The sequence below is a fragment of the Methylocella sp. genome (assembly GCA_037200525.1).
In the GTDB taxonomy this organism is placed as follows: domain Bacteria; phylum Pseudomonadota; class Alphaproteobacteria; order Rhizobiales; family Beijerinckiaceae; genus Methylocapsa.
On record JBBCGG010000001.1, the window covers coordinates 4,745,630 to 4,765,022 of the forward strand.

Sequence of the window (19,393 nt, forward strand, 5' to 3'; positions counted from 1 at the left end):
ACTCCCCGGGACCAAACAGCGCACAGGTCTCCTAGATTCGTGGAACGGATCTACGGAGGCTTTCGAAACAAGAAAACAGCGCCTGTGGCGCCGCGCGCCGGTCGTCCTGGAGTGGAGCGGCCGATAGACAACGTTATGTGCGTATAGTGTAAGATCACACCATCACAAAGATTATCGGGAGTTAGCTTTCGCCATCATCGCTGGAGGTAACCATGGCGGAAATTAATTGTGACCACAGAGGAGCATTTGACGCGGCGCTATATTTTGCCAGAGGGTCGATAACAGTGGTGGCGAGCTGCGCGCTGCTCGTTCTCTTCATCATGGATTTCAACGCAATCTCCGATGCGTCGCAGCAGCTTCTTCGGCGCGCAGGATCAGTGACGACGTTGAAGGTCTTCGGCGTGGAACTAACCCTCGACGAGCAGGCCGTATCGGTGGCTTTGTCTGAATATGCCGACCGGCCGCATCGCCTGTCTGCCGAGGTTGCGAACGTCGTCTCGAAGCTCAGACCCAGTGAATTTGTGCGGCTGATGGAGGTTGGCCAAATGAGCGGCCTCTGCGAATTCGAAAGGCCGTCGGCCAAGATGCGCGCCGATGTCGCGCTGGATTATGGATTACAGGAAAAAGGCCTAACTAAAGTCGCCGACAGCCTGACGACGTTGGCGGATGTCGTAGCCTATCTCGAGCACAGCGCATCCGAAGGATTAGAAACTCCCAACGGGCGTCCTCTGTCCTGTTATGATTTGACGTTGACCGACCTTGGCCGCGACGTGAAAACAGCTCTGGTGCAGTCTTTTAAGAGCACCTTCGATCCAATGCATGGGCGCGGCGAGCCGCCTACAGGAAGTCACCCTTTGGAAGGCGATAAAGCGGCCGCGCTCTGAATCCCTGAACGGCGTGCACCGTGCTGCCGCGCGCGCCGAATAATGTGCGAGTGTTTCTCCCGTAACGCAAACCGCTGATTTCGAAACCACGCCGTAGCTCATGTAGAATAGCTTGCTGCTTTGTCGGGATGAAGAGCGGAACATGGACACAGCTGCGGCCTTGATTGGATGGGCAGTCATCACATATTCGGCGCTTTGGGTTGTTGCGAGAATCGCGCGCCATTTTACCGCCGAGTGGAGCCGTCGGCGCGGAGGGTCATCCCACCTAAAGCGCGGGCAGGACAGTTCGCTCTGGGCTCCGCTAGATTGGTAAATCCGAAATCTTGCCGCATGAATTCTCGATCAGCGATGGGACTGTCATCTGATGATCTGGTCAGGAGGTCTCCTTGCCGCGCGGATCAAATGCATAGAGCGTTTGGAGGCCGGCCGCCGCCTTTAACGTCCTGCAAGAACGCGCAAACTACTTCGCTCCGGGACATCTTTGACTCGAACCACATTCCGGGCGTCATTTTGGATCTCGCATTGATACGCCGACCCGATCATCTTCGAAGCGCCATTACGGCTGTAGCGTAAAGTGCTTTGCGGTGAAACCAGAAGGTAGCAAAACCTACTCATGCTCTCTCCGTTATCGACGCTGATTTTTATGTCACGGATTAATCTGGGCCTTGCATGTCAAATATTGCCGGTAAAGCATATGCGATGAACGTCGTCACGCCCATGAAGAGGTGGGGGGCTTTTATTCAGCGCTTGATCTTCATGCTTGCGCGCGCCCTACCGAGCAGGCTCAATGGATTGATGGGACTGCATCTCATCCACTTTGCCCGCTGGGTCCTCATTCGGCGCGACCAATGGCCGGATCTCGGCCAGGGCAAACAAACTCTCAAGTACGACTACATGCTGTTCTGCAGCAATTTCAACGGCACTTGGGATCAATATATCGACGCATTTTCTGACGCTATCCCAAGCGGCCTCGATCTCTTTTGGTATGCCAGCATCAAATATCCGCATTCGGTTCCGATCACGGCGTTCAAGAATTACATCACTCACAACCAGATCGATACGGACTATTACTATAATGCGACGCCTGGCGCGGCTCAGCGAGACATCAAGGCGGCATTGAGTGTTTTCGCCGCTATTCGCGAACTGGCGGCTCTTCATCCGGGCAGCAATGCAGAAGCCTTTGCGTCGGCCTATCGCGCATCGCTTCTGAAAGTTCAAAACTGCTTAGGCTCGCAAGGCATCGCGCCGGTCGCAAGCTTGGATGCGGAAAACGCAGAGCGTAATCGGGCCGAATTTTTGATGTCTCGAAAGAACTCTTCATCGAGGTCGCCATATGCCGAATTATGATGCGGGCCACTATTTCCTGACGGCGCTAGCTCCGATCCGCATCGGCTCGATGATGGTCGACGGTCAAAGTCACTCGCACCACCAGCTGGTCAGGCGAGCGCTGGCGTTCATGCCCACTGGCGAGCGCACGATCGCATCTGCTGGAAAAGGAACCGACAATCCATTCGCAAGAAACTCGCGAACGCATTTCGCGCGCTTCGCAGTGCTCGACGACGTCATCTTCAACGGCCGCGTTTCCGGCGATTCGCTGCTGGATCTTGCGACGAATCCCCTCAAACCCCAGCGCGTCGACCATTTATCGACTCCTTTTTTAATCTTCACGGCAGACTTCGACGCCAACGGCTGCGGGGACGACGAATTGAAGACCTATTTGACCGAGCTCTGGGCCACGATGTCCGAAGAGCTGAATGACATCTTCCGGCATTGTGTGGGATTCGGCGAGATTGCAGCGGCGGACGGGTTTTTCGATTACATCAAGAAATGCCAAATCGAGACGACGATGCCATTCAACGACTACTGGTCCGTCCAATTGAATTTGCCTGATCTCAATCTGATTCCGTACGTGACTGCGGCCCTCGGTCTGTTCGCGCTTTCCATCGCCGCCGCGTTGGTAACGAATATGCCGCAGCTCTGGATTGGCGCCCTTTTAGGGCCTGTTCTGGTCATGGTCCTGCTATATTGGAAAATCGCGCGAACCGCCCGGAGTCCGTTCCCGAAATCCCCTGCGTCCGCGCCTGCATCAAATCTGCCAACTATCCTGAAAGCGCTCTATCTGCAGCGAGGGTTCACCGAATTTGCGATCCGCGCCCAGGGCATGAGTGACCAAAGTCTGCGCGACGAGTTCGGCAATTTCATAGCAAGCCACAAACCCAACGAATTGGCCGCGCCGACGCAGAAACCCGGCGTGATCGGCGTAAAATCATGAGGGGCTTGGCTGTGAAGCGGGAACTCGACCTTGCCGACATTCAGGGCAATATTATCCGCCCTTACGGTCGCATTGGTTTCCCTGTGGCGAGGCACCTCTTCTTCAATATCGGCGACGCGGCCGCCGGGCGGCGATTCATCGAACGCATAAGGCGTGCGGTCACCACAGCGGAACGTTGGGCCGCGGCCGATGCTGAAAATCCCAGCGCGCCGGTGCGTCCGCTGGTGGCCGTAAACATTGGCATCTCGTTCCTGGGCCTTCTTGCTTTGGAGCTTCCCACCCGCACTCTTAGCCAATTGCCGCCCGAATTCATCGACGGCATGGCCAAGCGAAGCAGCATTCTGGGCGATGTTGAAGAGAATTCTCCGGCGAAATGGGATCCGATCTGGGTGGCCGCGCGCGAAGCTCGAAGCTGTGAGGTGCATGTCTGCGTCTCGCTTAGCTCTCAGGTCGCGCCGGATGGCGCGCCAGTTGACGCGCTGAATGAGCGGACGGAGTGGCTGCGAACGGCCGCGGTGGAATCCGGGGGCGTCACGCTTTTAAAAGGGCATCGGGGAACCGAAGCCGCTTACCAGGACTCCGCCGCCTTGACGCAGGAACTAGCGCCCGGCCGGATGGCGCCGACCGCGAAGGAGCATTTCGGCTTCGTCAATGGCATCGGCGATCCGGTCTTTGTCGGGCAATACAAGACTGGCGTCGAAGCAGCGGAAGTCACGGGCAACGGTAAGCTTTTGCCTGACAACAAGGGCTGGGCTCCACTGGCCCCCGGCGAATTTATCCTTGGATATCCGAATGAGGCGCAGGAATTGCCGCCAACGGCGATGCCGATGGAGTTTATGCGGAACGGCACATTCATGGTCTACCGCAAACTGCACCAGAACATAGCTAGCTTCGGAGGTTACGTGAGGCAGCAGGCCGCTGTGTTTGATCAGCGAGTCGCGACAGCGACGGAATCCGAGGCGGAAGAAACTATCCGCGCCAAAATGATGGGGCGGTGGTCGAATGGCATTCCTCTCGTGGTTGCTGCCACCTTTCAAGAAAGTCAGAACCTTGAAATGAAATGGGCGGACATCCCTGCGATCCAACTCAAGGGGGCCAATCGCACCGCATCCGAGATGGCTCGGCTCGCGGAGTACGAACGCCTTCTCATTGATTTTCGATACAGCGAGGATATCGAGGGCGCCAAATGCCCAGTCTCGGCGCATATACGTCGCTCCAATCCTCGAGACTCACTCGATCCTCTGCTCGGCTCCTATCCTGCCGGGAAGTCCGCGACTTCCGCTTTAAGCAATCGCCGGCGCATTTTGCGGCGCGGTCTGCCTTATGGCGCCTCCGGCGTCGCGGATGATGCGAGTGAACACGGCTTCATCTTCATGGCGATCTGCGCGAGTCTCTTCAATCAATTCGAATTCATCCAGCAGCAATGGATTCAATATGGCGATAGCTTCAACGTCGGCAACGATACCGACCCCATTGTGGGAATGCGCCGTTCGGGCGCAAAGTTCGTGATTCCGTCAGATCCCGCAGGGACCGTCCCCCCATTCATCTGCGCCAACCTGCCGCAATTTGTTGAGACGCGCGGAGGCGAATATTTCTTCCTTCCCAGTCTGACGGCATTGCGCCAGATCGCAATGGGGACCGTCGACCCAACCTAATTGAAGCGCCCCGATCGCCCCTCGATCTTGTTGAGCGCCGAATCGCGGCCAAGAGGAATCATACATGTCGCTGGTCAATAGCGCGCTCTCGGCGGTCTCCACGCAGATCTCGATACTTAGCGCCGGCTTTGTTGCGATTATCCGGCTGGCCGCAGCAGCGACCGCGAACTTGTTTGGCTCCGCGGGGACCATCCAATCACGCCTGACTACAGCGTTGACCTCAACTGCTGGCCAACGTTTGGTCTTCAGCGTTCTACGCGCTCTCGCGCCGAATGTTCTAATTCAGCGAAAACTTATAACGGCCTACGACAATTGTGGGACTGCCTTTGTGACGCGGTTCGATGACGTCAAAGAAGTGCTTGGGCGAGACGAGGATTTCGAAGTCGTTTATGGCCCCCGGATGATGCAAATCACTGGCGGCCAAAACTTCTTCCTGGGCATGAAGAATACGCCCGAATTTACTCGCGATATATCGAATATGCGGCTCGCCGTGCGCCGCGATGATATTGTCAGCATTATCGAACCGATCGCGCGTCAGCGCGCGGCGGAACTGGTCGACGCATCAAAGAACGGCCGCATAGACGTCCCACAAGATCTGACCCTGAGGACTCCGGCGCACTTGTTGAAGGACTATTTTGGTGCGCCCGGACCTTCCGAACGAGAGATGATCGATTGGACGACTGTAATGTTCTCCTATCTGTTCCTCGATTTGGGCGCCGATGCGGGCCTCGACGCTCGCGCGCTTGACGCCGCCGCGCAATGCCGAGCCTATCTGGACGCCGTTATTCAAGAGCGAAAGATGCATCCGACGCGCAGCGACGATGTTGTAAACCGGTGCCTCGCCATGCAAGCGACCGGTCTTCCCGGGATGGATGATCTTGGCATCAGGAATTACCTCATCGGCTTGATCATCGGCGCTGTTCCGACGACGTCGCAAGCTGCTGTTCAGGCGCTCGATCAACTGCTCGACCGTCCGGATGCGCTGGCCGGGGCGCAACAAGCCGCGCGAGTGAATGACGACGCGCTGCTGCGGCGGTATATTTTCGAGGCGCTGCGATTCAACCCTCCAAGCCCGATAATTTATCGACGAGCCGCGAGAGACACGGAGATCGCTCGCAATACCCTGCGGGCCTTGAAAGTACCAAAGTCGACCATGGTGATGGCAATCCCATTTTCCGCGATGTTCGACAGAATAAAGCTCAAAGATCCGGACTGTTTCCGAATTGATCGTCCGTGGAGCGATTACGTTCTCTGGGGCGATGGGCTACATACTTGTTTTGGAGCGCACATCAATCCGGTTCTGATTCCGGCGATATTAAAGCCGCTTCTTGCGCGGCAGGGCTTGCGGCGCGCGGCGGGGTCGGCTGGCCAAATCGACGCCGACGGGACGCGGCTTCCGGTGCATCTGTTTCTTGAGTTCGACGCGGCTTGAATACGGAGGTCTAGAAGTTTTGAAAGAAACGAGCGACACGCCGGGATCGTCGACCGCGATGGTTCTCCCGTCCCTTTTAACCTTTCCACCAATGATCGATAGCGAGATGTGTCGCTTCGTCTTGAACCGCTACGAGATCCCCTATCGGGAGACACCTCATATCTTTGGATGGGCATCTGTCCTCGCTCTGTTTTTAGCCGGAACAGTGCAAATCCCGGTGCTTTCTGGAGCGAACTATCGTCTGGTGGGACCGCGTCAGATCGTCGACCGCTTCGACAAAGATTGCGAGGCCGCGAGAAGGCTGATTCCCACTGACGCAACTTTGCGCGCCCAGGTCGAACTGGATTGGAGCGTTTTCAATGACGTTATCGGATTCGCGCCTGCCGTCGTGGCGTATTATCACCTGCTGCCGCACCGCGAGATCATGGTCGAGCCTTTTACTCGTGGCTTGCCCGCGTGCGAGGCGTCTTTTGTGCGGGCGGCATATCCGTTGGTTGCTGGACTGTTCAAGCTTCTTTTGCAGCTCAATAAGACGAACGCACAAAAAGCCCTGGACCAACTCAGAGCAGTGTTTAATGAGACGGACGTGAGGCTGGCGGACGGGCGCAATTTTCTCGTCGGAGAAGCATTGACCTTAGCCGACCTGCGGTTAGCGACCGCAGCGGCCCCGCTGGTGCTTCCGGAGGGTTACGGCAGTCCAATGCCGCCATTCGATCAAATGCCTTCGGAATTTCAGGCGATCATCACAGAAATGCGCCAGCGTCCCACAGCTAGATACGTGGAGCGGATCTACAAGAACTATCGAAACAGCTGACGGAGGCCCGCGAATGTCGTGCGAGCGGTCGGGTCAGGCGGACGGCACGAAGGACATTCTGCGCCCTCGGATCGAAAACGCCGAAGGCGCCAAATTCTGGTTGCGCGTCATGAACGCCGTCGTCGACGGATTGAGGGCTTTCCGGAAGCGATCAACGCCGTTTTCTCGCAGACGATCGTGCAAACTTGTGTCGTCCATCTCATCCGCCATTCAAGGGATTTTGCCTCTTGGAAAGACCGCAAAGTCCTCGCTGGCGCGTTGAAGACGATTTATCGAGCCAAAGCGCCGACGCGGCTAGAGCAGGTTGTTTTTGGTTTGAATCGCTGTGGGGATTCCCGAATCGGGGAGATTTTGATTCAACCTGTTGGCTGAGTGGAGGCCGACAGGAATGCCGAAGGCGTATTCGCAAGACTTGCGTGACCGCGTGATCGATGCGGTGGAGAGGGGTGGACTGAGCCGCCGCGCGGCGGCTCGGCGCTACGAGATCAGCGAATCCGTAGCTGTCAAATGGCTTGAGCGGGTTGAGCGGGAGGGCTCAAGAGAGCCTGTCGGGCACAGCGGCCACCGACCTGCCAAGCTGATGCCCCACCGTGATTTTCTGGAGACTGCGCGACGCGAGAAGCCGGACATTACGCTTCAGGCGCTTTGCGATCACCTTTTGTCCGAGCGAGGCATCAAAGCCGACACCTCGATGATGAGCCGCTTCTTTCGCCGGATCGGCGTCACGTTTAAAAAAAGACCCTCGTCGCGCGAGCAGGATCGCCCGGACATAAGCCGTCACCGCAAACGATGGCGCGCCTACCAGGGCCTCATCGATCCCAAGCGACTGGTCTTCATCGACGAGACCTGGACGAAGACCAACATGACGCGCCTGCACGGCTGGGCACCGAAGGGCCAGCGGCTCGTCGACAAGGTTCCGCACGGCCATTGGGAGACCGCGACTTTCCTCGCCGCGCTGCGCAACGACCGCATCGAAGCCCCCTGTCTGATCGACGGACCTAAAAGCAGAATGCTCTAGAGCGTTAGCCGAACTGAATGAATCGAGAGGGATTCCCGAATCGGGCTTGAGGTGATTCAAATCGTCTGCCGGAATTGGGAGCCCGGCAGACTACCCCAGCATGTATCCCCCCGAACGGTATGCGGCGGGATTGATCTGACGCCAATAAAGCGAATTTGTCCACGGCTACCCTGTTAAGAATACTAGCGAGCGCCGCGGTGAGAAAATCCTCGTACGGCGTCCCCTTCTCCCTCAGGCGATAATTGAATAAATTGGAGTAGATAGACAAGCTTCTCTAAGCGCGAGCCTTTTACGGAGCCAAGTCTATCGGCGATGCCCGTCCCATGCAGTGCAGCAAGCGGACCAGATCAGCTGTTTGATCCCGGAATGAGATGACGCGGATCGATTTTGAAGATTTAAAAATCGGTTGTCCAGGCGTGAGCCATCGCCTCGAACGGCGTTTTCCATCGTAAGGCCTTGAGATGCTTGGCGAAGTTGTAGGCTGCGACGAAGGCGAGGACATGCGCTTTGAGGCTCTCGATATCCGGGTAGTGGAACAGTTTGAGCGTCGCATCCTTGATGGTGCGATTCATGCGTTCGGCTTGGCCATTGGTCCACGGATGGTAAGGCTTGGTCAGCCGGTGTTCGATGCCATGCTCGATGCAGACTCGGTCGAAAATATGCGGGCCGAGAAATCGGCGGCTGGGGCCGTGGCGGTTTTTGGGCAGGTCGGCGAAGGCCATACCGCTGTCGGTCAACACCGTGTGGATTTTTTAGGGGAAGGCCGCCGCGACGTTGCGCAGAAAAGCCGCGCCCTCCCTCTTGCCGGCGCGGTCGTGGAACTCGACATAGGCGAACTTGGAGACGCGATCGATGGCCAGGAACATGATCAGTTTGCCGTCCGCATGGCGCAGTTCGCAGCTGTCGATGTGGACATAGCCGATTGCCGTCTGTGCGAACCGGCCGCGTTTCGTCGTCGCCTCGCTCGTCGGCAGCCGCGAGACGCCATGGCGTTCGAGACAGCGATGCAGGCTTGATCGCGTCAGCTTCGGGAGGCTGTCGCGCAGGCACCCCATGACGTCGTCGAGCGGCAGCAGCGTCCGCTGCCGGAATGCGACGATCATGGCTTCCTCAACCGGCGTCAGCACTGTGCTCCGGTGTTCGCGCGGCCCCATCGGCGCATCCGCCGTCCCGGAGCGCGAGCGCCATTTCGCCACTGTCGTTCGACTCAGCCCGTAACGTCTGGCGAGGACGCCCGTCTTCTCTTTCGACGCTTGGAGCTCGGCTCGAACTCGCGGCGTTGTCCGGGCGGAGCAGCCCAAGGTTCTAGCGATGCGAAGCATCGTTGGAAGGGCTGCGGAGGGGCTGCCATGAAGAATATCCGCCATAACGCTTCCTCCGCCTCACGGCTCAGCTTAGCGTCACGACTCCCCAGGACCAAACACCTAGAGTTCGTCGACAACTCGGTCAATTTGCAACGCGGCGCCGTCTTCGATTGGCAACAAGAAGGGATTAGCTTTCTCGATGCCAGAATTACCGCGGTAACTGCGCCGTCTCAAAACGACATCGTCGCGTAACGGGAGTGTGTGGATTTGTGCTTGAGTTACGTCGCCGCGTTGAGCGACGTGATGCGCGGACACCCCTTCGACGCGACCTGCGCTGATCCGATCTTTTTAAGGCGACGGATCGACTCACCGCTGGCAAAAGGGCGTCGTTCGAAAGTCCACAAGGTGCTTTCGGTACGCTTGGTTAAAGAATACGACTGCCGGAACAGGGAGGCGAGAGGTTTGAAAAGAATTAGCGATGCTTCGAGATTGCGAACTGCAGCGGCTCTCCCGTCTCTCCTAGCGTTCCCAACGATGACTGACACTGACATGTGTCGCTTGATCTTGACCCATTATGAGATTCCTTATCGGGAGGACCCTCATATCTTTGGATGGGCCTCCGTTCTCGCCCTCTTTTCCGCGGGCTCGGTTCAAATTCCGGTCCTTGTTGGACCCGATTATCGTCTGGTGGGACCGCGTCAGATCGCCGGCCGTTTTGATAAAGATTGTCCGGCCGCCGGAAAGCTTGTCCCCGACGACGCAACCTTGCGTGCTGAGTTCGAACTAGATTGGACCACGTTCGATGGAGTCCTGGCGCGCACAACTGCAATTTTGGCGTATTATCATCTGCTGCCGCACCGCGAAATCATGATCGAGCCGCTCACGCGCGGCGTGCCGACGCTTGAAGCGTCGTTCGTGCGGAGCGCCTACCCGTTGTTTTCAGAACAATTCCGACTTCTCTTGCAACTCAACAAAGAAAACGCGCAAAAAGCATTGGACCAAACCAGGGCCGTGTTCAACCAAACCGACGCACGGCTGGCGGACGGCCGGCGCTTTCTCGTCGGAGAGTCCTTGACCCTATCCGACCTAAGGTTTGTAAGCGCCGCCGCGCCCGTGCTTCTTCCGAAGGGTTACAGCTCTCCGATCCCGCCATTTGAGCGGATGCCCTCTGAGTTTCAAGCAATCATCACGGAAATGCGCCAACATCCTGCCGCTAGATATGTTGAAAGGATCTACGACAGTTACCGAAACAAATAAAAGGTGTCTTTGGCGCTTCTCTTGGTGGGGATCGAGAGGGTCGCAACAATAGGATTGATGTGGCTAGGACTCTCCGTGCTCCCCGAGCTGTTTGATCCCGGGCTTTGATGGAGCGATCTTTTCCATGGAATGGAAGGATGCGCTATGGCTCAAGTTCTCCACGGGAGCGCCACGACGACAGAGGCGGTGCGTCGAGCGATACAAAATAGTCATGTCTGGACGGCGCCCGCCTATCAAGGGATTTCTTTCGGTGATGCGGTCGTTGGAGGTGCGGTCATGTCTCCGGCCTCTGTTGCTGCGGTTTTCCGCTGGGCCCTGATGGTATCCGCTGACCTTTTTAATCCTGATCAAGAGAACGAGCTCTAGGCTCCGACTATTTTGCAGGTTTTCAAGGCCGATTCTCGTTTTCTCCCCATCACCTCATGAGCACCCCGGATTCAACCTTCAGGATTTACCCTGAAAAACGTATGCTTCCTTTCAGGCCGGCATTTCTCCATAACTCGCCCCGCCGCGCATGAGCGCGAAAGCGATGCGGGCAAGCTTGTTCGCGATGGCCACAGCGACGAGCTTGAAAGGCTTGGTGTCCAATAATCTGTCGGCCCATGTTCTCAGCGGATCGGTGCTGGCTCGGCGATGATATAGAACGGCATGTGCTCCGACCACAAGCAGCTTCCGCAAGTATCGGTTGCCCATTTTGGAAACGCGCCCCAAGCGTTCCTTGCCGCCCGAAGACGCCTGCCGTGGGGTAAGCCCGAGAAACGCTGCGAACTCGCGTGGACCGGAAAAAGCAGAGACATCCTGTACGCTCGCCGCAAGAGCTGAGGCCGTGATGGGGCCGATCCCGGGAACTGTCATCAGGCGACGAGCCATTTCATTGGATCTGGCAATGGCGAGGATCGCGCGGTCGCTTTGCGCGATCTCTCCATCAATCTGCATCAGTTGACGGACCAATGGCATCAAGGCTGAGCATACAATGGCCGGAACCGTCTCGTTCTCTTCCATGACGAGGCTTGCCAACGCACGCGCGTTGTTCGGACCCTGCGCGGCGATTATGCCGATCTCGGACAGATGTCCTCTTAGGGCATTAAGGAGCTGTGTTCGTTGCCCGACCAGAAGCTCCCGGACCTTATGGTGCATGAGCGCGGCCTGATTTTCGACGGATCGTACGGGGATAAAGCGCATAGACGGTCGCGTTACCGCCTCGCAGATCGCCGCCGCATCAGCGGCGTCATGAGACGGGCATCATGGCCGAGTCTGATCAGTTCGCGTGCCCAGTAATGGGCAGAACCGCATGCTTCCAAGCCCACGACGCAGCGAGGCAAATCCGAAAAAAAATTCAGGATGTCCTTCCGCCGGATTGTTTTGGCTATGACAATCTGGCCCGCTGCGTCGATCGCATGTACCTGGAAGACGTGTTTTGCGAGGTCAAGGCCAACGGTCGTAACGGCGCTGAGATCAGCCGCAATCTTGCCCATGGATGGAACTCCTTCGTGAATGTTCGAGAACGGCCATATTGGCACGCCTTTTTTCCGGATGGTGGGGAAACGGGCGCCGTCCATCCCATCAAGAGAGCCTGAGGGCCTTGGCCGAGCGCTATGGGATCAACCAGAAGACCGCCGCCAAATGGAGGAAGCGGACCTCGGCGGGCGATCTGCCGACCGGTCCGAAAGAACCGAGGTCGACGGTCCTCTCGATTGAGGAGGAGGCGGTCGTGGTCGCCTTCCGGCGCCATACGCTGCTGCCGCTCGATGACTGTCTTTACGCGCTTCAGCCGACGATCCCGCATCTGACGCGGTCATCTTGCATCGCTGCCTGCAGCGGCATGGGATTTCCCGCCTGCCCGAAATCGAAGGGAACAAGCCGGCTCGACAGAAATTCAAATCATATCCGATCGGCTATTTCCATATCGACATCGCCGAAGTGCGTACCGCAGAGGGCAAGCTCTATTTGCTCGTGGCGATCGACCGCACGTCAAAATTCGCCTTTGTGGAGCTGCACGAGAAAGCCACCACGCGCGTCGCCGCCGATTTCCTGCGCGCCCTCATCCAGGCCGTACCCTACAGGATCCACACGGTGCTGACCGACAACGGCCTGCACTTCACCGACCCGCGCGGCGATGGTTGGAGCCCGACAGAGATCAAGAACATGATCGAACGTAAGGAGCCTTTCCGCGCCCATGCCTTCGAGCTGGCCTGCGGCCGCAACGACATCGATCATCGCCTGACCAAGCCCAAACATCCCTGGACGAACGGCCAAGTGGAACGCATGAACCGAACGATCAAGGACGCCACCGTCAAGCGCTTCCATTACGAGACGCATGATCAGTTCAAAACGCATCTCGCCGACTTCGTCGCCGCCTACAACTTTGCCCGACGGCTCAAGACCCTCAAGGGTCTCGCCCCATACGAATATATCTGCAAGCTCTGGACAAAGGAGCCAAACAGATTCAATCTAAATCCGCTCCATCATATGTCGGCACTAAACAGCTTAGAGCTCGGACGCAGGCGCATTCCTCTGATGATCGCCTAAATCTCAGAGGGCATTCTGTCAAATGGTGGAATTGGAGAGCTGTAACCCTCGGGAAGAAGCATCGGCGCCGCAGCGCTCCAAACCTCAGATCCGATAGGGTCAGGCGTTCTCCCACGAATCGCGACCAGAGACTCGGCGAAGCGGGTGGGACATTCACGTCAGAAACCCTTGGAAAGCGGCGAGATGTTTCTGTGTCCCACCATTAAGTAAGCCCTTGATAACGTTGCGTTTGATGTACCCGCCCCTGGGCACCATTAATTTCAATAGGTTACGAAAACTATCCGAAACGAGTTTGACAAAAATTTCGGATAGTTTGACAGACGATATGCTGGATTTGTTCCTCCCAAGGGCCGCCAAGCATGCTCGCCTACTCATTCCGAGGAGCGTCAGGGAAGCGCTATCGCTACGCGCTGTTTTCAGGCTTGAAGGCCACCGATCTGCCGGCTGAGCCAGGAATGTATATCGTGGCGTTCGGGCGCCCGTCTGACCCCGCGCCGGTATACGTCGGCGAATCGCAGAACGTCCGCAGCGCTTTCGAACGATCGCAACCTTGGCGCAAGGCGCGTGAAATCAGCGAAGAGACCCTGTTTTTCCTGCGGCTCGATCTGAGCGCGGGTGAAGCAGATAGGCGCGCAGAACAGGCGGACCTTGTCGCGGCTTACGACCCGCCGCTGAACGCTGCGCCGGCCTGAGGATGCAGAGTGAACGCGGGACAAGCTGCTGCGGGCCGCGAGCTATAAAGTGGTCTTGGGCTCCGGACGAGACCTGAAGGAACGTCATGGGTTCGGCTGCGCCTGTGGTCCGCCCGGTGCCGGGCCATTGGCAGCGATAATGTTTGGGCACATTAAATATTTTTTGACCTTGCGCGGCGTTTGTACTGACTTGCAAATACCGTTTTTTACACGAGTAAACGTCTGGCCATTCATCTCATCATGAGGACTTAGGGTCCAGACTCACAACCAGTAGCTGACGGTAGCGGCGATGCAGACTGTCGCGAGGAAGTTTATGGCGTTTCGGTCGTAGCGGGTAGCCACGCGCCTGAAGTCTTTCAGGCGGCAGAACATGCGTTCGATGGCGTTGCGGTTTCGATAGAGGAAGGGCGAGAAGCAGTTCTTCCACCTGCGATTGGCCTTGGGCGGGATATTCGGCATAGCTCCGCGCTCCTCGACCTGCCGACGGATCGCATTTGCGTCGTAGCCCTTGTCGCCATGGAGGATTTCGCAAGGAGGAAGTCGCGCGATAAGCTCCGCGCCCGCCGAGCAATCGGCGATTTGGCCGCCGGTGAGCATGAAAGACAGCGGGCGGCAGTCCGCATCGGTCAATGCGTGGATTTTGGTTGTGCGCCCGCCGCGCGAACGGCCGATGGCCTGATTCTTCTCCCCCCTTTGCCGCCACTGGCCGAGCGATGCGCCTTGACCGCCGAGGAGTCGATGAGGACCTGCGCCGGCGGCCCGCCTGCTTGCGCAAGCGCGTGGAACAGATCGATCCAAACGCCCTTAGCAGCCCAGCGAACGTAGCGATTGTAGAGAGTCTTCTTTGGCCCGTACTCCAGCGGCGCGTCAATCCAGCGTCCGCCAGATTTCAGCACATGAATGATCCCGCTGACCACCCGGCGATCATCGACGCGCGCCTTGCCGCGCGTGTCCGTGGGAAGATGCGGCGCGATCTTCGCGAACTGCGCGTCCGTCAGCCAGAATTGATCCCGATTCATAGTCGCTTCCTTTCGGAAGCTGTGAATCACAATCCGCCTGTCACGCCAACCATTTTATGGGTCTGGGCCCTAATATCCCCTTCTCAACTCCAGACACGAGAATGCTAGACGCCATTATATCTGCCTTGCGATAGAGTATATAGCTCTTCCTTATAACGAAGGAATGCTCTCCTTTCTGCACGTTTGGTCACATAGATCATTCGTATATGTTGAAAGCGGGACCAGCACTTGAAACCCCAACTCACATCTATCTGAACAAATGACGAATAAATGCGTTCGACCGGCGTCAAAAGACGTCCCCGATGGGATAATAATCGTTCCCTTCTTCAGAGGAACATAGCCCATCTAATCCGTGATGGATTCTAACAGTCGTGTAATCTTTCGATGATCTTCCACGACTTTACTGTGCTCTTCAGCATTCGCCACCATAAGCATTTTGAGTATGCGTCGGATAGGGATCAGGTAGGAGCTTCCCTCGGGATTTTCCCATTCTGGAATATTGGCAGGATCATGAGTCCAATTGACGAGTTCAAATGGCTGCATATGACCAAAGCGAGACCACGTGCGATCTAAGCATTCAATGTCGGCGTCGCTTAATTCGTCCCAATCGCTCTGCGATCCGGCCTGCGTCACAGACAGCTCATGATTAGACCTATCTCTCAAAAACTCAGACCAATTTTGATCTTCCATTTCCCCGTTGATGAATCGGTAGGTGGTCGAATTTACTGGGCCGAGCGGCATGGAGACGCGATCATCGTCCAGAATCGGAAATCCAAATGTGGCAAGCGATTCGCGATCGGACTAACTTCACGGCCTTAACGATGTTAAGGCGCCTTTTAGGTGCTTTGTTCGCCAGGTAAGCAACTACCTGGGCCGCTTTCCTCGCGTTGAACCCAGCTGCCATGATCGTATCCGGTAAAATCATCGGCCTTCGCCCGGTGGGCGTGGCGTAGAATTGTTGCTTATGACTTGAGTGCCTAACACGCAATTTGATAAATACCAAATCGCCGCGCCACTCTTGTCCCGGCGCCCTTGCACCACCATAACCGCCCGCGGCGCGACCTAGCGGGCGATCTGCCGTTGCTGTCAGCGATCTTCCCCGACACGATGGCCCCGATCGTTCGCAGGGCGTCGGACGGCGAGCGCGAGCTGTCGCTGATGCGCTGGGGCTTCCCGCCGCGGCCAAACCTGGGCAAAGTTCCGGTCACCAATGTCCGCAACCTCGCATGCTCTACTGACGCGGCTGGCTCAAGGCAGCGCCACTTTCAGGCCGCAGAGGCTCCGCCAAGCTCATTCCGACGGCGGCTTCGCCGTTTGCCCAGCGCGCGGTCAATCGCAGTCAAGACGAGACCAAGCGCGAAGAACACCCCGAGAAAAACTAGCGCGTTGATGAAAACCCCAGGATAGCCCAATTTGGTGACGTCGATGAACGAATAAGGATAAATGCCAAAGACCGCGCCCCGCGCAATCGTATATACAAACAAGAGCAGCGGATAAAGCAACCAGAGCGCCGGATCACCCCACGTCAGTCTCCCTTTGGACGTAAAGACTAACCAATATAAGACATAGAGAATCGGAATAGCATCGTGCAAAACACCGTCCGACACGAACTGCATCCCTCGCGACTTCGGCCCCCGCAGCAGCAGCTCAAAGACTACGCCGACCACGATGATATAAACGACCAACGCCGATTGCACTCTTGGGCGCAACAGCAACGTCTCGGCCTGCGGCCGCGCGCAGGCAAGCGTCAGAACCAGCGCGACCAACAGATTGGTTTGGATCGAAAATAAACTGAAGTAATTAACGAGATACGCGGCGATCGATGAATTTTTGGATACCGAATTTGAAAGACCGAGAATGATTTCGACGCCAAGGCCAAACCACGCCATCGCGGCGAGAACGCCCGCGAAGAACCGCTGAATGTCGGACGAAGGCGCGGCTTCAGGTGGCGTCAGCCCTGCAGTAACCATGGTGATCTCCGTTAGAACTAGGTATTATTGCCGCCTAGCCGAATTATGAATTACATATAGATCAAGCTCCTGCTTCATCTACCGATCGCCGCTTTCGTAGAGACCTTCAAGGTTACAAGCCGATGTCCCGCGGCGAGAGAATGACTACAGTCGTCATGATTCCTTGGGGATTTTCCTGTTGTTTTCGAGACGCGTTGAGATGGCGGTCTCCGCGTTTAGCGCGTATCTGTGATGCTGATTGATCATTCGCGATCGGTGCCGCGGTTTCCAGAGAGCAGAGGCCGGCTGTTGGTCTCTTCGCCCGGCGCACTAATTGACTTCGTCGAGTTTCTGAAGCTGCGGCATGCCGAACGAAAAGCTCAGGACTGGGGCGACCGGCGAGAAAATTGACGCGGCGGCCAATCCCGCCCTCGGCTTTTGAGGAACCCCCGCTCGCCAGGGTCTAAACAGCGGCGGGGGCAGTTATTACTACCGGGACACGATCGTTGGGCCTCCAGCCAAGAAGGGGGTGGCGAAACGGCCCGGCTCCCAGCGCGGGTGCAACCCACCCCACCGCGCTTCTTGACCAGACTGGAGCTGGTAGCTGCCCCTCCAGCCTAGTCGGTCAACGCGTATAGAACAGCGATATTACGACGTGATTTCATTTGCGAAAAACACGCTCCGCGCCTACTCGATCTTCGCCGTCCACCGATGCCCGGTCGTCGTCGCTGTGACCGTAATCGCCTCGGTCGAAACCGGTCCCGTGCCCGTGCTATAAACCCCACAGGGGGCTAGCTCGATCGATCCGCCTGCCGTCGTAGATGCAGCAGCCGTGAAGTTGATGAAGAGGCTCTCGGCCGTCGTGATATTTTGCGAAGCGGCTGTGCACGGATTCTCGATGAAGATCGTCATTCTAGGCAGTAGTGACGAATTACCTGAGCATGATAGCAATAGCGGCGAGCAATACGAAGCCTCGGTAGTTTGCGAGGAGCTTGTCGTATCGGGTTGCGACGCGCCGGAACTGCTTCAGTTTATTGAAGAAACGCTCGACGAGATTGCGCTCCTTGTAGAGCGCCTTGTCGTAGGGGAGCGGCGCGCGGCGATTGGATTTTGATGGGATCACCGGCTCAGCCTCACGCATAAGAACAGCCTTGCGCAAGTGATTGGCGTCATAACCTTTATCGGCGATGATCGCATCGGCCGCAAAGCCTTCGATCAGGGCGTGCGCTTTTGTGATGTCGTTGCGCTGCCCAGGTCCGAGAAGGAGCCGAACGGGGTTGCCGAGTGCGTCTGTCGCGGCGTGGATTTTGGTGCTCAAACCACCGCGAGAGCGGCCCAGGCCTTGGGCATCCGCCCCCCTTTGGCGATCCTTGCGCCGGCCGCGTGCTGATGGGCGCGCACGATTGTTGAGTCGATCATCAGCCATTCGAGATCGGCCTCGGCGGTGAATGCCTCAAGAAATCCGTCCAAGGCGCCGCGCTCGATCCAGCGATAGTAGCGGCGTTTCACCGCCTGATGGTCGCCGAAGCGTTCGGGCAGATCGCGCCAGCGGCCGCCCGAGCGGGCCATCCATAACAGCGCGTCGACGAAGCGTCGATTGTCGCAGCGCGGCCCGCGCTGGCCGGCTCTTCCGCCTGGCACAAGATCACAAAGCCGCTCCCATTGATCGTCTCGCAGCGCATCGACATCCCGAATCATCAAGGCTGATCTCCAAAAATCAGCCTTGAATCATGGAAAGATCCTCGCGAGAATCCCCCAAACGCCGAATTCGTCACAACGGCCTAAGCAGTCTCCTGATCGATAGCCTTAATTGGGTTGGCGCTATGGTCTTCGCGCTGAGCGGCGCCATTGTTAGCGTCGAGCGGCGCCTCGACGTGTTCGGCGTCCTCGTGCTCGCCTTTGTGACCGCCGTCGCGGGAGGGATCGCCCGTGACATTTTGATCGGTGCCGTTCCGCCGGAAGCATCGAGAGCTGGCGTCCCTTGGCAATCTCCTCGCCGCCGGCCAGCTCGGAATTTGGGGGTCACCGCTGGCTCCTTAAGCTTCGGTCTCCGGCTTTGGTCTTCGACGCCGCGGGCTTGGGCGTCTTTGCCGTCACCGGGACGGTGAAGGCTCTCGAACAGGGACTGGCCCCCTGATGGCCGCCGTGCTCGGCGCGGTGAGTGGGATTCGCGGCAGGGTCGCACGCGACGTGCAGACCATGCGCGTGCCGACCGTGCTCACGTCGGAAATTTACGCGGTCGCGGCGTTCGCGGGCGCGGGCGTAGCCGCCGCCAGTCTCGCGGCCGGCGCGCCGCAGGGACCGGCTTTGAGCGCCGGGGATCGCGCTTTGCTTTTTCTTGAGAATGACGGCGATTTACCGCGGCTGGAAGCTGCCCCGCGCGGGCGGGTTTTGAGCGCTTGCCGCACCTAATCCTTCGCGATGCTCAATGGTAAAGACCAGGCTTTTGACGGCTTCTTCGGTTGAGCGGTGCGGATGCTCAAACGTTTCGCTCCGAGAAGCCGAAAGCATGTTTTTAATCCATCAATGATTTCTAACAGCGTACCTGCTCCCAGTAGCGACGGATCT

Annotated in this window: 16 protein-coding genes and 5 pseudogenes; 13 read left to right on the forward strand and 8 right to left on the reverse strand. The window is 57.5% G+C overall.

The window, feature by feature from the left end:
- Positions 1–212 precede the first annotated feature (212 nt).
- The 8 genes and pseudogenes from WDN46_23420 (at position 213) to WDN46_23455 (ending at position 8,075) form a co-directional block, all read left to right on the forward strand.
- A complete protein-coding gene (locus tag WDN46_23420) occupies positions 213–884 on the forward strand; it encodes a hypothetical protein (GenBank protein ID MEJ0096248.1) in 672 nt (223 codons plus the stop codon).
- A 717-nt stretch (positions 885–1,601) separates the two neighbouring features.
- Complete coding sequence (locus WDN46_23425) at positions 1,602–2,231, forward strand: hypothetical protein (GenBank protein ID MEJ0096249.1); 630 nt, start codon at positions 1,602–1,604, stop codon at positions 2,229–2,231.
- Positions 2,218–3,156 carry a hypothetical protein gene (locus WDN46_23430; GenBank protein MEJ0096250.1) on the forward strand — a complete coding sequence of 313 codons (939 nt, stop codon included), beginning with the start codon at positions 2,218–2,220 and terminating at the stop codon, positions 3,154–3,156. Before WDN46_23425 ends, WDN46_23430 begins: the two co-directional genes overlap by 14 nt.
- A gap of 11 nt (positions 3,157–3,167) precedes the next feature.
- Entirely contained in the window at positions 3,168–4,811 is a 1,644-nt protein-coding gene (locus tag WDN46_23435) for a hypothetical protein (GenBank protein ID MEJ0096251.1), read from the forward strand.
- 64 nt (positions 4,812–4,875) lie between these two features.
- Positions 4,876–6,243, forward strand: coding sequence for a cytochrome P450 (locus tag WDN46_23440; GenBank protein MEJ0096252.1), 1,368 nt, complete (start codon positions 4,876–4,878; stop codon positions 6,241–6,243).
- A 91-nt stretch (positions 6,244–6,334) separates the two neighbouring features.
- Complete coding sequence (locus WDN46_23445; protein ID MEJ0096253.1) at positions 6,335–7,057, forward strand: glutathione S-transferase C-terminal domain-containing protein; 723 nt, start codon at positions 6,335–6,337, stop codon at positions 7,055–7,057.
- A 37-nt stretch (positions 7,058–7,094) separates the two neighbouring features.
- Positions 7,095–7,339, forward strand: a pseudogene (locus WDN46_23450) (transposase).
- A 106-nt stretch (positions 7,340–7,445) separates the two neighbouring features.
- Complete coding sequence (locus WDN46_23455; GenBank protein ID MEJ0096254.1) at positions 7,446–8,075, forward strand: IS630 family transposase; 630 nt, start codon at positions 7,446–7,448, stop codon at positions 8,073–8,075.
- 395 nt (positions 8,076–8,470) lie between these two features.
- Here the strand turns inward: WDN46_23455 and WDN46_23460 are convergent.
- A pseudogene (locus WDN46_23460) lies at positions 8,471–9,397 on the reverse strand (IS481 family transposase).
- A 282-nt stretch (positions 9,398–9,679) separates the two neighbouring features.
- On the opposite strand from WDN46_23460, the gene WDN46_23465 reads away from it, so the two are divergent.
- Positions 9,680–10,636 carry a glutathione binding-like protein gene (locus tag WDN46_23465; protein ID MEJ0096255.1) on the forward strand — a complete coding sequence of 319 codons (957 nt, stop codon included), beginning with the start codon at positions 9,680–9,682 and terminating at the stop codon, positions 10,634–10,636.
- Between the two features lie 477 nt (positions 10,637–11,113).
- Here the strand turns inward: WDN46_23465 and WDN46_23470 are convergent.
- Positions 11,114–11,994: pseudogene (locus tag WDN46_23470) on the reverse strand (IS110 family transposase).
- Between WDN46_23470 and WDN46_23475 the strand changes: the two are divergent.
- From WDN46_23475 to WDN46_23485, 3 genes and pseudogenes are all read left to right on the forward strand, one after another.
- Positions 11,881–12,213, forward strand: coding sequence for a hypothetical protein (locus tag WDN46_23475; protein ID MEJ0096256.1), 333 nt, complete (start codon positions 11,881–11,883; stop codon positions 12,211–12,213). The pseudogene WDN46_23470 and the gene WDN46_23475 overlap by 114 nt on opposite strands.
- A pseudogene (locus WDN46_23480) lies at positions 12,147–13,165 on the forward strand (IS481 family transposase). Before WDN46_23475 ends, WDN46_23480 begins: the two are co-directional and overlap by 67 nt.
- A gap of 359 nt (positions 13,166–13,524) precedes the next feature.
- Positions 13,525–13,857 carry a hypothetical protein gene (locus WDN46_23485; GenBank protein ID MEJ0096257.1) on the forward strand — a complete coding sequence of 111 codons (333 nt, stop codon included), beginning with the start codon at positions 13,525–13,527 and terminating at the stop codon, positions 13,855–13,857.
- Between the two features lie 261 nt (positions 13,858–14,118).
- On the opposite strand, the gene WDN46_23490 is transcribed toward WDN46_23485, so the two are convergent.
- The 6 genes and pseudogenes from WDN46_23490 to WDN46_23515 form a co-directional block, all read right to left on the reverse strand.
- A protein-coding gene (locus tag WDN46_23490; protein ID MEJ0096258.1) for an IS5 family transposase occupies positions 14,119–14,876 on the reverse strand; the annotation gives its coding sequence in 2 pieces (ribosomal slippage) (positions 14,119–14,537 and positions 14,537–14,876; 759 coding nt in all).
- Between the two features lie 345 nt (positions 14,877–15,221).
- Positions 15,222–15,617, reverse strand: coding sequence for a Panacea domain-containing protein (locus WDN46_23495; protein ID MEJ0096259.1), 396 nt, complete (start codon positions 15,615–15,617; stop codon positions 15,222–15,224).
- A 524-nt stretch (positions 15,618–16,141) separates the two neighbouring features.
- Positions 16,142–16,846 carry a Pr6Pr family membrane protein gene (locus tag WDN46_23500; GenBank protein MEJ0096260.1) on the reverse strand — a complete coding sequence of 235 codons (705 nt, stop codon included), beginning with the start codon at positions 16,844–16,846 and terminating at the stop codon, positions 16,142–16,144.
- A 666-nt stretch (positions 16,847–17,512) separates the two neighbouring features.
- Entirely contained in the window at positions 17,513–17,737 is a 225-nt protein-coding gene (locus WDN46_23505) for a hypothetical protein (GenBank protein MEJ0096261.1), read from the reverse strand.
- 19 nt (positions 17,738–17,756) lie between these two features.
- Positions 17,757–18,523 (reverse strand): annotated as a pseudogene (locus WDN46_23510) (IS5 family transposase).
- Positions 18,524–18,606: 83 nt separating this feature from the next.
- The gene (locus WDN46_23515) at positions 18,607–18,813 is read right to left on the reverse strand and encodes a hypothetical protein (protein MEJ0096262.1); all 207 of its coding nucleotides are present in this window, start codon (positions 18,811–18,813) and stop codon (positions 18,607–18,609) included.
- Between the two features lie 148 nt (positions 18,814–18,961).
- On the opposite strand from WDN46_23515, the gene WDN46_23520 reads away from it, so the two are divergent.
- Positions 18,962–19,237, forward strand: coding sequence for a TRIC cation channel family protein (locus tag WDN46_23520; protein ID MEJ0096263.1), 276 nt, complete (start codon positions 18,962–18,964; stop codon positions 19,235–19,237).
- Positions 19,238–19,393 lie beyond the last annotated feature (156 nt).

Excerpts from the sequence above, each read along its gene's own strand:
- WDN46_23420 (MEJ0096248.1), top strand. The coding sequence starts at position 213 with ATGGCGGAAATTAATTGTGACCACAGAGGAGCATTTGACGCGGCGCTA.
- WDN46_23425 (MEJ0096249.1), top strand. The coding sequence starts at position 1,602 with ATGAAGAGGTGGGGGGCTTTTATTCAGCGCTTGATCTTCATGCTTGCG.
- WDN46_23430 (MEJ0096250.1), top strand. The coding sequence starts at position 2,218 with ATGCCGAATTATGATGCGGGCCACTATTTCCTGACGGCGCTAGCTCCG.
- WDN46_23440 (MEJ0096252.1), top strand. The coding sequence starts at position 4,876 with ATGTCGCTGGTCAATAGCGCGCTCTCGGCGGTCTCCACGCAGATCTCG.
- WDN46_23445 (MEJ0096253.1), top strand. The coding sequence starts at position 6,335 with ATGATCGATAGCGAGATGTGTCGCTTCGTCTTGAACCGCTACGAGATC.
- WDN46_23455 (MEJ0096254.1), top strand. The coding sequence starts at position 7,446 with ATGCCGAAGGCGTATTCGCAAGACTTGCGTGACCGCGTGATCGATGCG.
- WDN46_23475 (MEJ0096256.1), top strand. The coding sequence starts at position 11,881 with ATGGCCGAGTCTGATCAGTTCGCGTGCCCAGTAATGGGCAGAACCGCA.
- WDN46_23485 (MEJ0096257.1), top strand. The coding sequence starts at position 13,525 with ATGCTCGCCTACTCATTCCGAGGAGCGTCAGGGAAGCGCTATCGCTAC.
- WDN46_23495 (MEJ0096259.1), bottom strand. The coding sequence starts at position 15,617 with ATGCCGCTCGGCCCAGTAAATTCGACCACCTACCGATTCATCAACGGG.
- WDN46_23500 (MEJ0096260.1), bottom strand. The coding sequence starts at position 16,846 with ATGGTTACTGCAGGGCTGACGCCACCTGAAGCCGCGCCTTCGTCCGAC.
- WDN46_23505 (MEJ0096261.1), bottom strand. The coding sequence starts at position 17,737 with ATGACGATCTTCATCGAGAATCCGTGCACAGCCGCTTCGCAAAATATC.
- WDN46_23520 (MEJ0096263.1), top strand. The coding sequence starts at position 18,962 with ATGGCCGCCGTGCTCGGCGCGGTGAGTGGGATTCGCGGCAGGGTCGCA.